This window comes from Bacillus sp. FJAT-27231 (assembly GCF_001183975.1).
GTDB lineage: Bacteria > Bacillota > Bacilli > Bacillales > Domibacillaceae > Pseudobacillus > Pseudobacillus wudalianchiensis.
The window spans coordinates 1,302,698-1,315,218 of record NZ_LFZU01000001.1; the positions used below are offsets into that span (position 1 = coordinate 1,302,698).

Genomic DNA, 12,521 nt, shown 5'->3' on the forward strand with positions numbered 1-12,521 from the left:
AACAAATGAGTGAAATCACAGCTCCGTCCATGATCAAAGTGATTGCTTTTCAATTAATGGATAAAGAATATGCGTTTCCTGTCCACCAAGTCCAAGGCATTGAAAAGTTGATACACATTACACGCGTACCAGGGACTGTTCCTTTTATTAAAGGAGTGATCAATCTACGAGGAGTTGTAACGCCAATTATCGATTTGCGTAAGCGATTCGGCTTGCCAGAGAAAGAGTATGACGAACAAACAAGAATTATTATTGCATCTTCTGATGATATTGAAGTTGGCCTCGTTGTAGATAGTGCAAATGATGTTCTGGATATTCCTAAAAGCATTATCGAGCCTCAGCCTGACATTGTGGGGGCCGTGGAAGCAGAATATATTACAGGTGTCGCCAAGCTTGAAAAAAGACTGCTGATTTTATTAAATTTAGAGAGAGTTTTTAAGTAGAGGCAGAGATTATGAATTATATAGAAAAGATTAATACAACCCACTTAGATATATTAAAAGAATTCGGTAATATCGGTGCTGGACATGCTGCTACGGCCCTTTCTACTTTATTAAATAAGCAGATTGACATGAAAGTTCCAAGCGCCCGCATCGTCTCCTTCAACGATATGATGGAAATGGCGGGCGGAGCGGAACAGGAAGTTGTTAGTGTAAGTTTGAGAATCGAAGGCGAAGTCACAGGTAACATGTTTTTTGTGCTCTCTTTACAGCAAGCAGAAAGCTTTATTAGTAACATGACGGGCAATCCAGCTTTTTCTTTTAAGGGAGCGGGAGAGCAAAGTATTGGATTATCCGCTATGCAGGAACTAGGAAACATTCTATCCGGCTCTTATTTATCAGCGCTTGGAGACTTTACTCACCTGCAGATCTATCCTTCCGTACCAGAGCTTGCGATCGATATGTTTGGTGCTATTATTAGCTACGGGCTTGTTGAGTCTTCCCAATATGGAGATTATGCAATTGTCATCGAAACTATTTTAAAGGAAGTAGAAGCAGGGCATACGGATGAAATGAAAGGGCATTTTTTCCTGCTTCCAGATCCCGTGTCATTTGGACCAATATTTGAGGCTCTTGGAGTCGGTTTACATGAGTAGCACTAGTCAAATAGTAAAAGTAGGAATTGCCGATTTAAATATTGTCCGTCCGCCTCATGTGATCCGTACATCGGGACTTGGGTCTTGTGTAGGGGTCGTTATTTACGATGAACGGGCATCAGTCGCCGGGATGGTACACGTTATGCTGCCAGATTCAGCGCTTGCCAAATCTGGTCATATCAACAAGGCCAAATATGCAGACACAGGCATTAATGAATTAATCGCCTTGTTGAAATTAGAGGGAGCCCAGGTCTATAGGTTAAAAGCTAAGATTGCTGGTGGTGCCCAAATGTTTCAATTCAGTTCACAAAACAGCTCCTTCAAAATTGGGCCGAGGAATGTAGAAGCTGTGAAACAAATGCTGCAAACACACAATATACCGATTGTAGCTGAAGATGTCGGCGGGAATAGCGGCCGTACGATTGAATTTGATCCACATAGTTGTGAGCTTCAAATCAGAACAGTCAATAAAGGAAGTCACATTATTTAAGCAGGACATTCGTATGTCCCTTCAGGCTGTTGACAAACGCTCGCTTTCAATCAACCTGAATGTTGAAAATAGACTCTTCCTATAATCTTTTGGGGACATATAAATGTCCCTTTTTCTCTATTTTTAAAATTTATTTGCGTTCTGGCGGTATTTTCTAATAAAATGTGGAAGATAAAGAATAAATAGTCTGACCGTCTTTTTCAGAAAAACTTCTCTGAGAGGTCAATCCGAGGAGGAGAAACGTCAAATATGGCCAAACAGAATAGATATGATGAACAAAAGCTGTGGGCTGCTTGGAAAGCATCAGAGGATCCAGAGGCAGGAAATTTGCTTGTGGAGAAATACATGCCGCTCGTATCTTTCCATTCTCAACGAATCGCCGCAAGCTTGCCGAAAAGTGTGAATAAGGAAGATATTAAAAGTCTTGGCTTGATGGGTTTATACGATGCGTTGAAAAAATTTGATCCGGCTCGTGATTTAAAGTTTGATACGTATGCTTCTTTTCGTATTCGCGGTGCTATCTTAGATGGACTTCGAAAAGAAGACTGGCTGCCGAGAGGAACGAGAGAAAAGGCGAAAAAAATTGAAGCGAAAATTGAAGAGCTAGAACAAAAGCATCTTCGGAGAATTACCGCAGCAGAAGTAGCAGAACAGCTTGATATTCCAGAAGAAGAAGTACATCAGACGATGACAGAGCATTTGTTTTCCAATGTTCTGTCAATGGACGAACAAGTGCATGACAATGAAGACTCAGAAGGAAAGAGTTTTGTTTTAAAAGATGACAAAGCAGATTTGCCCGAGGATGTGCTCGTTAAGGGTGAGCTTGTTCAGGAGTTGACAGGAGAAATTGCTAAGCTGTCAGAGAAAGAACAACTCGTACTCAGCTTATTTTATCATGAGGAATTAACATTAACTGAAATCGGTGAGGTTATGAATCTCTCAACCTCAAGAATTTCACAAATTCACTCAAAAGCGTTATTTAAGTTAAAGAATCAACTTATAAAGATTAATGGCCCTGTACATTAAAGAAAACGTTCTACTCGTAAGGAGATCTAATGGCTACTCTATTTATTTTTATTTCATTTATACTTAATGCTGTTGCTCTTTTTGCAATTATTCTACTGTTTATGAGACAAAATCGATTATATGAAATAAAAAAGCAGCAAGAGAAGCTGGTAGCAGATATGGAAGAAATGATGAATGCTTATTTGCTGGAAATGAAAGAAGAGAACGAGAAGTTAATCAAAGAGCTTTCAGTCTCACAGACAGTGCAGGGCTCTGCTCCAGATAGCAAACGCTCTGTTGCGAAAACTGTCGAAGAGACTAATTTGGACACACGGCTGCAAGAAGAGTCTTTGTCGATTGCTGTTCCTTCCATGCAGCGGGTCCGGGCTGCCAAAGTGTATAGCATGACAAGTAAAACGCCGGAGGAAGTCGAAAAGAAACAAGCTGAAGAAAAAGAGATGCTGCCGAATCAACAAGAAAAGCCTGACGATATCTTTTCATTAAAAGATCAGGGGCTGAGCGTAGAAGAGATTGCTCAAAAATTAAATAAAGGAAAGACAGAAGTAGAATTAGCATTGAAATTTGCCGATGCTGGCAAAAATAGTTGATTGCATTGCCAGGCTGTGGTATATTTACTAACGGTGTTATCACACACGCTCGCGGATTTGTTCAGATGGTGCTGTCTAGCAGGCAGTTTCTGATCAAAAATGATGGGAGCGGAGGGAAAATTAAAAACCATTAGGAGGAACCAAAACATGTCAGTTATTTCAATGAAGCAATTGCTTGAAGCTGGTGTTCACTTCGGCCATCAAACACGCCGTTGGAACCCAAAAATGAAAAAATATATTTTCCAGGAGCGTAATGGAATTTATATTATCGATCTTCAAAAAACAGTAAGAAAAGTTGAAGAAGCGTATAAGTTTGTAAGAGAATTAGCTGAAAACGGCGGAAAAGTTCTTTTCGTTGGAACAAAAAAACAAGCTCAAGAGTCTGTGAAAGAAGAAGCAGAACGTTCAGGAATGTACTATGTAAACCAACGCTGGTTAGGTGGTACATTAACAAACTTCTCAACTATCCAAAAACGTGTGCAGCGCTTGAAAAACATCGAAAAGATGGAAGAAGATGGCACATTTGACGTACTTCCTAAAAAAGAAGTTGTACAATTGAAAAAAGAGCACGAACGCTTAGTGAAATTCCTTGGTGGAATTAGAGATATGAAAGATCTGCCTGATGCACTTTTCATTATCGATCCTCGCAAAGAGCGTATTGCTGTTGCGGAAGCTCGCAAATTAAATATTCCAATCGTTGGTATCGTTGATACAAACTGTGATCCGGATGAAATCGATTATGTGATTCCGGCAAACGATGATGCGATCCGCGCTGTTAAACTTTTAACAGGCAAAATGGCTGATGCGATCCTTGAAGCGAAACAAGGAGAAGAAACAGCAGAAGCAGAAGAAACAGTAGAAGTTGAAGAAACAGCAGCTGCTGAGTAAAAGTTGATAAAAAGGTGATAAGTAGACCTTCTCTTATCACCTTTTTTTAGAAAGAAAAAAGTAAAATTGTGTATCATAAAGAAGCATATGACTCAAAGGAGGAAATGAATTATGGCAATTACTGCTCAAATGGTTAAAGAACTGCGTGAAAAAACTGGCGCTGGCATGATGGATTGTAAAAAAGCGCTAACAGAAACTGATGGCGATATGGAAAAAGCAATTGATTTCCTTCGTGAAAAAGGAATGGCTAAGGCTGCGAAAAAATCTGATCGTATCGCTGCTGAAGGAACAACTTTCATTAAAAGCGAAGGCAACAACGCTGTTATTTTAGAAGTAAACTCAGAAACAGATTTCGTAGCAAAAAACGAAGGCTTCCAAGCACTTGTAAAAGAATTAGCTGACCATTTGTTAGCTAAAAAGCCTGCAAATGTTGAAGAAGCACTTGAGCAAAAAATGGACAACGGCCAAACAGTTGGCGACTTCATCAACGAAGCAATTGCGAAAATTGGTGAAAAGTTAACTCTTCGCCGTTTTGAAATTAAAACAAAAAGCGACAATGGCGCTTTCGGTGAATACCTTCACATGGGCGGCCGTATCGGCGTTTTAACTGTTCTTGAAGGAACAACAGATGCAAGCGTAGCAAAAGACGTAGCGATGCATGCAGCTGCTCTAAATCCTAAATACATCTCTCGTGATGCCGTTTCCGAAGAAGAAGTAGCTCGTGAGCGTGAAGTATTGACACAACAAGCTCTAAATGAAGGCAAGCCTGAAAACATCGTAGCAAAAATGGTTGAAGGCCGTATTGGCAAATTCTTCGAAGAAATTTGCTTAGTAGACCAATCATTTGTTAAAAACCCAGATGAAAAGGTAGGCAAGTTTGTTCAATCTAAAGGCGCAGAAATCACGGATCTTGTGCGCTATGAAGTGGGCGAAGGCCTTGAAAAGCGTCAAGATAACTTTGCTGAAGAAGTAATGAATCAAGTGAAAAAATAATTCTTTTCCATTCTTATGAATAGAAAGAAATTGTTATTGTTAGATGGGGATCCCTTGCCGGTTATTGGTGAGGGATTTCATCTAGAGTTTGGCAATTTTCCACAAGGTTAAAGCCGAGGCAAACCAATAACCATACATACGGAGGTTTACATGAGCGTTCCAAAATATAAACGTGTAGTATTAAAGTTAAGCGGGGAAGCACTGGCAGGCGAAGCTGGATTTGGCATCAACCCAGCAGTTATTAAGTCAATTGCTGAACAGGTAAAAGAAATTGCCGAACTTGACGTAGAGGTAGCGGTCGTAGTAGGCGGCGGTAACATTTGGAGAGGGAAAATTGGCAGTGAAATGGGCATGGATCGTGCAACAGCAGATTATATGGGCATGCTTGCTACAGTGATGAATTCAATGGCTTTACAGGATAGCCTAGAACAGCTTGGCATCGAAACGCGTGTCCAAACGTCCATTGAGATGCGACAGGTAGCAGAACCTTATATTCGTCGTCGTGCGATTCGTCATCTTGAAAAGAAGAGAGTCGTTATTTTTGCTGCCGGAACGGGTAATCCATACTTCTCTACGGATACTACAGCAGCGCTGCGTGCAGCTGAAATTGAAGCAGAAGTGATTTTAATGGCGAAAAACAACGTAGATGGTGTTTATTCCGCTGATCCGCGTGTTGATAAACAGGCAGTTAAATATGACAAGCTTTCCTATCTCGATGTGATTAAACAAGGACTTGCTGTCATGGATTCTACTGCATCCTCTTTATGCATGGACAATGACATACCGCTGATCGTATTCTCTATTACAGAAAGCGGCAATATTAAACGAGCTGTAATGGGCGAAAATATTGGAACAATTGTGAGGGGGAAAGAATAATGGCAAATCAAACAATTGAGCAGATGAAGGAAAGAATGTCAAAAGCGATTCAAGCGTATACGAGAGAGTTAGCTTCTATTCGTGCCGGACGTGCGAATGCTTCTTTGTTAGACCGTATAACAGTAGACTATTATGGGGCTCCAACGCCTATTAACCAGCTTGCTTCTGTTTCTATACCGGAAGCTCGTCTTCTTGTCATTCAGCCTTATGACAAAACAGCAATGGGTGACATTGAGAAAGCAATCTTAAAGTCGGATCTTGGATTGACTCCGTCGAATGACGGGTCTGTTATCCGTCTTGCTTTTCCAGCTTTAACAGAAGAACGAAGAAAAGAATTGGCGAAACTTGTTAAAAAAGAAGCGGAAGATGCAAAAGTAGCGATCCGTAATGTTCGCCGCGATGCGAATGAAGAATTGAAAAAAGCAGAAAAAGCTGGTGACATTACTGAAGATGAGCTTCGCAGCCTGACAGATGATGTTCAAAAGCAAACAGATGATTTTATTAGTAAAATTGACAGCATTGCTAAAGATAAAGAAAAAGAAATTATGGAAGTTTAATGTATGAACCCTCTTCGTTGCAAGAGGGTTTCTTTTTTTGAGCTGAATAAAAAAATACATCCAATTCTACGAAGTAATCAATGAGTAATTTTGGTATTATAATAGGTAATGATTTATTTATAATTTGGTGATGCTACATCGTGGAGGATATTTTATGATCAATAAAAAGAAATTATGGAAGACAACAGATAACCATAATGCTGAAGATCGAATAGAAACAATTAAAAAAGAACCTGTTCCGGAACATGTTGCCATTATTATGGATGGCAACGGCAGATGGGCGAAGAAAAGAGCTTTGCCTAGGATTGCTGGACACCATGAAGGAATGAAGACGGTTAAAAGAATCACGAAACTAGCTAACAAGCTCGGTGTAAAGGTGTTAACGCTCTATGCATTTTCTACAGAAAATTGGAAACGGCCGAAACATGAAGTCGATTTTCTTATGAAATTACCAGAGGAATTTCTCGGCACCTTTTTGCCGGAGCTCATTGAAGAAAATGTTCAAGTACAAATGATGGGTGAGCAAAGCCAGATTCCGAAGCATACGTTGAGTGCTGTAGAAAAGGCGATGGAAAAAACACGTGATAATGATGGCTTAATATTAAACTTTGCTTTAAATTACGGAAGCCGCGCGGAAATTTTAACGGCTGTAAAAAATATTATCCGTGATGCAAAAGATGATATACTATTAGAGGAAAATTTAAACGAAGAGCTCTTTTCTCGCTATCTTATGACGAAGCATTTGAAAGATCCGGATTTGCTGATTCGGACGAGTGGGGAAATTCGCTTGAGCAATTTTATGCTTTGGCAGCTGGCCTATACAGAGTTTTGGTTTACGGATGTGAACTGGCCAGACTTTAAAGAAAATCATTTGCTCGAAGCGATAGAAGTTTTTCAGCGGCGCTCACGCCGGTTTGGCGGTTTGTCGTAACATCATCAGGATTAGAGTTAGGAGTATGAGAGATGAAACAACGTATAATAACCGCTGTTATTGCTGCGGCAGCATTTTTGCCGATTGTGCTTTATGGCGGGTGGCCTTTTATTATATTGGCTTATGTAATGGCCATTATTGGCTTAATCGAAGCATTGAAAATGAAAAAAATTGCTCCTGCTTCAATGCCTGGGCTGCTTTCTATTTTGCTGCTTTGTATCGTATTGATGCCGGAACGCTTAACCAATACGATTGAACAGCTGGGCTATGATAAGCTGCAGCTTGTTACTTTATTTGTATTGCTGCTTTTGGCGTACACTGTTATTTCTAAAAATAGGTTCCATTTTGAGGAAGCCGGATTTACGGTTTTAGCTGCCATGTATGTCGGCTTCGGTTTTTACTATTTTATCGAAACGAGAGAGGCGGGGGCCATATTTGTCTTTTTTGCCCTTCTTATTACGTGGGCAACCGACTCTGGTGCTTATTTTGTAGGCCGGTCTTTAGGGAAACGCAAACTTTGGCCAGAAATCAGTCCGAAAAAGACAGTAGAGGGATCTATTGGCGGTGTGGTGATCGCCATTGCCGTGGCTTTGATTATTGCATTACTCACTGATATGAATATCCCTTTGCCTAAGCTATTAATTGCTACTGCTGTATTATCTGTCTTTGGACAGCTTGGTGATCTGGCAGAGTCGGCTTTAAAGCGTCACTACGGAGTAAAGGATTCAGGAACGCTGCTGCCAGGCCATGGAGGTATTTTAGACCGGACAGATAGCTGGCTGTTTGTTTTCCCGCTTGTTCACTTACTGCATCTAGTGTGATAGCAGAGTTTGTTTGAGGAGATGAAAGAGATGAAGAAATTAAGTCTTTTAGGTGCAACTGGCTCCATCGGTCGTCAGACATTAGATGTGATCCAACAGCATCGTGAGGACTTCTCATTGGCTGCTTTTTCAGCTGGCCGGAACATAGAAGAAACGAGAAAGATTATTCGCGATTTTCAGCCTAAGTTAGTATCAGTAGAACTTCGAGAGGACGCAGAAAAGCTAAAAGCAGAATTTCCCTCCTTGAAAGTGATGTATGGAGAAGAAGGCCTTGTTGAAACGGCTGTTTTTGAAGAAACTGATATACTAGTGAACGCCGTTCTTGGCAGCGTCGGCCTGCGTCCAACTTTACAAGCAATCGAGGCAGGCAAAAAAATTGCGATTGCGAACAAAGAAACGCTTGTGACGGCGGGGCATCTCGTCATGGCAGCCGCACAGAAACATAACGTCGAGCTTTTGCCTGTAGACAGCGAGCATTCAGCTATATTTCAATGTTTGCAGGGAGAGAAAGAAAAAAATATTGAGCGGCTCATTTTAACCGCTTCAGGCGGCAGTTTTCGCGACCGTACACGGGAAGAGTTAAAGGATGTAACGGTACAAGAAGCATTAAACCACCCAAATTGGTCAATGGGAGCAAAAATTACCATTGATTCGGCTACAATGATGAATAAGGGGCTGGAAGTGATTGAAGCTCATTGGCTTTTTCATTTGCCATATGAACAAATTGATGTTATTTTACATCGAGAAAGTATTATTCATTCGATGGTCGAATTTCACGACAGTTCGGTAATTGCCCAGCTTGGCACTCCTGATATGCGTGTACCGATTCAATATGCGCTCTCTTATCCAGATCGGCTGCCGCTGCCTACTGCCCGGCGTTTGAACTTGCTGGAAGCAGGCCAGCTTCATTTTCAGCCGATGGACCAAGAGAGATTTCGGATGCTTGCACTCGCTTATCAAGCGGGCAAGGCTGGAGGCACAGTTCCAACTGTGCTGAATGCTGCTAATGAAGCGGCGGTTGCTGCTTTTCTTGACGGGAAGATTACCTTTCTGCAAATTGATGAAATGGTAGAACGGGCTCTTGAAAAACATCAGTCTATTTCACAACCTGACTTAGAAACCATTCAGCAAACCGACAAAGAAACACGAAACTTCGTCCACTCACTTTTATAAAAAAGGTGGTTATTTATATTGAATACTGTTATAGCGTTTATCGTTATATTTGGCGCCCTCGTTTTTTTTCATGAGTTAGGCCATTTTATCTTTGCCAAGAGGGCTGGGATTCTCTGCCGAGAGTTCGCTATTGGCTTCGGCCCAAAGGTCTTCGCTCATAAAAAAGGAGAAACTATTTATACGCTTCGCCTTCTTCCATTAGGAGGATATGTCCGCATGGCTGGTGAAGATCCGGAGATGGCTGATTTAAAGGCGGGTCATCGTATCGGTGTTCTGTTCAATGAACAGGAGGAAATCGTTAAAATTATTGTCACTGGTAAAGATCGCTATCCCGAAGCACGGGTGATTGAGGTAGAGACAGCAGACCTGGAACATCAGCTTGTTATCAGAGGTTACGAAGATGGGGAAGAAGAACTGAAAACCTTCCCGATCCACCGCGAAGCTGTTATGTTAGAAGACGGAATTGAAAGCCAAATCGCCCCGTGGGATCGACAATTTGCTTCGAAAACACTCGGTCAGCGTTCTATGGCGATCTTTGCCGGTCCGCTCTTTAACTTCATTTTAGCCTTTGTCGTGTTCATTTTAATCGCTATCATGCAGGGAATGCCGACGAATGAGCCTGAGCTTGGCAAGCTGACCTCTGATGGAGCGGCTAAGGAAGCTGGATTAATGGAAGGCGACAAAGTTATCAGCATTAATGGACAAGGCGTAGCGAGCTGGAATGACATCGTCACGATTATTCAAAAGAATCCACAGTCTGAAATTGCCTTTACAGTAGAAAGAGACGGAAAAACGCTGGATATTCCGGTGACTCCGCAAGTACGTGAAGTGGAAAATCAAAAGATTGGTGTTATCGGTGTGCATAGTCCGGTAGAGAAATCCTTCTTCGGCTCCATTGCATACGGAGCGAAAGAAACTTATTTCTGGACGGTGGAGATTGTTCGATTGCTCGGCAAGCTTGTTACCGGACAATTTTCCATTGATATGCTTTCCGGCCCTGTCGGTATTTATGTATCGACTGATACTGTAGCTAAGTCAGGTATTATGAACTTGATGAAGTGGGCAGGTGTGTTAAGCATAAACTTAGGTATTATGAATTTATTACCGCTTCCAGCATTGGATGGTGGCCGCTTGCTATTTTTCCTTGTAGAAGCGTTAAGAGGCAAGCCGATTGACCGTCAAAAAGAAGGAATGGTCCATTTTGTTGGATTTGCCTTGCTGATGCTTTTAATGATCGTTGTGACATGGAATGATATTCAACGATTCTTTTTACAATAAACTAGTCTGAGGTGTATGTGATGAAACAAAGCCAAACGTTAATCCCTACTTTAAGAGAGGTACCGGCTGATGCAGATGTAAAAAGCCATCAGCTATTGTTAAAAGCAGGATTTATCCGTCAAAATGCCAGCGGAGTGTACAGCTATTTACCGCTTGGCAAAAAGGTATTACGCAAGGTAGAAGAAATTGTTCGTGAAGAAATGGATAATGCGGGAGCGGCAGAATTGTTAATGCCTGCATTGCAGCAAGCAGAATTATGGCAGGAATCTGGACGCTGGTATACGTATGGACCAGAGTTAATGCGCTTGAAAGACCGGCATGAACGGGAATTTGCCCTCGGTGCAACGCATGAAGAGGTCATTACAAGCTTAGTTCGTGATGAAGTGAAATCGTACAAGCGTTTGCCATTAACATTGTATCAAATCCAAACAAAATTCCGTGACGAAAAGCGGCCGCGCTTCGGCTTATTGCGTGGAAGAGAGTTTGTGATGAAGGATGCTTATTCTTTCCATACATCGCATGAAAGCCTGGGAGAAGTGTACGACCGGATGTATACCGCTTATTCAAATGTATTTCGCCGCTGTAGCTTAGACTTCCGGGCAGTTATTGCAGATTCAGGGGCAATGGGCGGTAAAGACACCCACGAATTCATGGTGCTTTCTGAAATTGGTGAAGATACGATTGCTTACTCAGATTCATCTGATTATGCGGCTAATATTGAAATGGCACCAGTCGTGACAACGTATGAAAAGAGTGGAGAAGTAGAACGCGAGATTGAAAAAGTGGCTACCCCAGATGCTAAAACAATCAGCAGCGTAGCAGAACTTTTAAATGTTTCTGCAGAGCAATGTTTAAAAACGCTTCTCTTTAAAGTGGACGGTGAGTATGTTGTTGTTCTCGTTCGTGGAGACCACGAAGTGAATGAAATTAAATTGAAAAATTTATTCCAGGCAGATGTCGTTGAGCTTGCTGAGCACGAGGAAGTCAATGAAGTACTTGGCTGCACAATTGGTTCACTTGGTCCAGTCCATGCAAAAGAAGGCGTAAAAATTATCGCGGATCATGCTGTAAAAGCCATTACGAATGGCGTGTGTGGAGCAAACGAAGAAGGCTTCCATTTTATCAACGTCAATGCGGAAAAAGATTACCGTGTCGATCAATATGCCGACCTGCGCTTTATTCAAGAAGGCGATTTGTCTCCAGATGGAAAAGGCAGAATTAAATTTGCTAAAGGGATCGAAGTCGGCCATATCTTCAAATTAGGAACTCGTTACAGTGAAGCGATGAATGCCACATACCTTGATGAGAATGGCCGTACACAACCAATGATCATGGGCTGTTATGGAATCGGCGTGTCCCGGACATTGGCTGCGGTAGCAGAACAGTTTAACGATGAACAAGGATTTATTTGGCCTAAGGCACTGTCTCCTTTTGACGTTCATCTCGTGCCGATCAATATGAAGGATGAGAGTCAGCGTACACTTGCCGAAGAGCTGTATAGTCTGCTTCGGGAAAATCGTTATGATGTATTGATGGATGATCGTGCTGAACGTCCAGGTGTAAAGTTTGCTGACAGTGACTTAATTGGGCTGCCGATTCGGGTAACCGTTGGTAAAAAGGCAGCAGAGGGAATTGTCGAGGTAAAGGTTCGTAAAACAGGTGAAGTATTAGAGGTTCAGAGAAATGAGCTTGCAGCCAAGCTGCATGAGATTTTCCAAACCATCTAATCATCATTTTGCTAGGAGAAAGCAATAGTATATAAATGATAGCTTCCCTGACGGTGGTTAAAAGAGAACAAAGTCTGT

The 12,521-nt window shown here is 41.7% G+C and carries 14 protein-coding genes; all 14 read left to right on the top strand.

Translation table 11 applies throughout. From position 1 onward, the window contains the following. Nucleotides 1-5: 5 nt before the first annotated feature. The 14 genes from AC623_RS06210 (at nt 6) to AC623_RS06275 (ending at nt 12,443) form a co-directional block, all read left to right on the top strand. Nucleotides 6-443: a chemotaxis protein CheW gene (locus tag AC623_RS06210; protein ID WP_049661553.1), complete on the top strand. Its 438-nt coding sequence runs from the start codon at nt 6-8 to the stop codon at nt 441-443. An 11-nt stretch (nt 444-454) separates the two neighbouring features. Further along, nucleotides 455-1,096 carry a chemotaxis protein CheC gene (locus AC623_RS06215; protein WP_049661555.1) on the top strand — a complete coding sequence of 214 codons (642 nt, stop codon included), beginning with the start codon at nt 455-457 and terminating at the stop codon, nt 1,094-1,096. Beyond that, a complete protein-coding gene (locus AC623_RS06220; protein WP_049661557.1) occupies nt 1,089-1,586 on the top strand; it encodes a chemotaxis protein CheD in 498 nt (165 codons plus the stop codon). Before AC623_RS06215 ends, AC623_RS06220 begins: the two co-directional genes overlap by 8 nt. Nucleotides 1,587-1,835: 249 nt before the next feature. Next, nucleotides 1,836-2,612 (top strand): FliA/WhiG family RNA polymerase sigma factor, encoded by a 777-nt coding sequence (locus tag AC623_RS06225; RefSeq protein WP_049661558.1) that lies wholly within the window; start codon nt 1,836-1,838, stop codon nt 2,610-2,612. 29 nt (nt 2,613-2,641) lie between these two features. Next, nucleotides 2,642-3,199 (top strand): hypothetical protein, encoded by a 558-nt coding sequence (locus tag AC623_RS06230; protein WP_049661559.1) that lies wholly within the window; start codon nt 2,642-2,644, stop codon nt 3,197-3,199. 147 nt (nt 3,200-3,346) lie between these two features. Then, on the top strand, nt 3,347-4,087 hold the full coding sequence (gene rpsB, locus AC623_RS06235; protein ID WP_049661560.1) for a 30S ribosomal protein S2: 741 nt from the start codon (nt 3,347-3,349) through the stop codon (nt 4,085-4,087). Nucleotides 4,088-4,198: 111 nt separating this feature from the next. Then, a complete protein-coding gene (gene tsf, locus AC623_RS06240) occupies nt 4,199-5,080 on the top strand; it encodes a translation elongation factor Ts (RefSeq protein ID WP_049661562.1) in 882 nt (293 codons plus the stop codon). Nucleotides 5,081-5,230: 150 nt separating this feature from the next. Beyond that, on the top strand, nt 5,231-5,956 hold the full coding sequence (gene pyrH / locus AC623_RS06245) for a UMP kinase (protein ID WP_049661564.1): 726 nt from the start codon (nt 5,231-5,233) through the stop codon (nt 5,954-5,956). Continuing rightward, nucleotides 5,956-6,513, top strand: coding sequence for a ribosome recycling factor (frr, locus tag AC623_RS06250; protein ID WP_049661565.1), 558 nt, complete (start codon nt 5,956-5,958; stop codon nt 6,511-6,513). Before pyrH ends, frr begins: the two co-directional genes overlap by 1 nt. Before the next feature lie 154 nt (nt 6,514-6,667). Further along, nucleotides 6,668-7,444, top strand: coding sequence for an isoprenyl transferase (locus AC623_RS06255; protein ID WP_049661567.1), 777 nt, complete (start codon nt 6,668-6,670; stop codon nt 7,442-7,444). Between the two features lie 32 nt (nt 7,445-7,476). Beyond that, nucleotides 7,477-8,265: a phosphatidate cytidylyltransferase gene (locus AC623_RS06260; RefSeq protein WP_049661568.1), complete on the top strand. Its 789-nt coding sequence runs from the start codon at nt 7,477-7,479 to the stop codon at nt 8,263-8,265. Between the two features lie 30 nt (nt 8,266-8,295). Next, nucleotides 8,296-9,438, top strand: a complete 1,143-nt coding sequence (dxr, locus tag AC623_RS06265; protein WP_049661570.1) for a 1-deoxy-D-xylulose-5-phosphate reductoisomerase — start codon at nt 8,296-8,298, stop codon at nt 9,436-9,438. 18 nt (nt 9,439-9,456) lie between these two features. After that, on the top strand, nt 9,457-10,716 hold the full coding sequence (gene rseP / locus AC623_RS06270) for an RIP metalloprotease RseP (RefSeq protein WP_049661572.1): 1,260 nt from the start codon (nt 9,457-9,459) through the stop codon (nt 10,714-10,716). Nucleotides 10,717-10,736: 20 nt separating this feature from the next. Next, nucleotides 10,737-12,443, top strand: a complete 1,707-nt coding sequence (locus tag AC623_RS06275) for a proline--tRNA ligase (RefSeq protein ID WP_049661574.1) — start codon at nt 10,737-10,739, stop codon at nt 12,441-12,443. Nucleotides 12,444-12,521 lie beyond the last annotated feature (78 nt).

Excerpts from the sequence above, each read along its gene's own strand:
- AC623_RS06210 (WP_049661553.1), top strand. The coding sequence starts at position 6 with ATGAGTGAAATCACAGCTCCGTCCATGATCAAAGTGATTGCTTTTCAA.
- AC623_RS06215 (WP_049661555.1), top strand. The coding sequence starts at position 455 with ATGAATTATATAGAAAAGATTAATACAACCCACTTAGATATATTAAAA.
- AC623_RS06220 (WP_049661557.1), top strand. The coding sequence starts at position 1,089 with ATGAGTAGCACTAGTCAAATAGTAAAAGTAGGAATTGCCGATTTAAAT.
- AC623_RS06225 (WP_049661558.1), top strand. The coding sequence starts at position 1,836 with ATGGCCAAACAGAATAGATATGATGAACAAAAGCTGTGGGCTGCTTGG.
- AC623_RS06230 (WP_049661559.1), top strand. The coding sequence starts at position 2,642 with ATGGCTACTCTATTTATTTTTATTTCATTTATACTTAATGCTGTTGCT.
- rpsB (WP_049661560.1), top strand. The coding sequence starts at position 3,347 with ATGTCAGTTATTTCAATGAAGCAATTGCTTGAAGCTGGTGTTCACTTC.
- tsf (WP_049661562.1), top strand. The coding sequence starts at position 4,199 with ATGGCAATTACTGCTCAAATGGTTAAAGAACTGCGTGAAAAAACTGGC.
- pyrH (WP_049661564.1), top strand. The coding sequence starts at position 5,231 with ATGAGCGTTCCAAAATATAAACGTGTAGTATTAAAGTTAAGCGGGGAA.
- frr (WP_049661565.1), top strand. The coding sequence starts at position 5,956 with ATGGCAAATCAAACAATTGAGCAGATGAAGGAAAGAATGTCAAAAGCG.
- AC623_RS06255 (WP_049661567.1), top strand. The coding sequence starts at position 6,668 with ATGATCAATAAAAAGAAATTATGGAAGACAACAGATAACCATAATGCT.
- AC623_RS06260 (WP_049661568.1), top strand. The coding sequence starts at position 7,477 with ATGAAACAACGTATAATAACCGCTGTTATTGCTGCGGCAGCATTTTTG.
- dxr (WP_049661570.1), top strand. The coding sequence starts at position 8,296 with ATGAAGAAATTAAGTCTTTTAGGTGCAACTGGCTCCATCGGTCGTCAG.
- AC623_RS06275 (WP_049661574.1), top strand. The coding sequence starts at position 10,737 with ATGAAACAAAGCCAAACGTTAATCCCTACTTTAAGAGAGGTACCGGCT.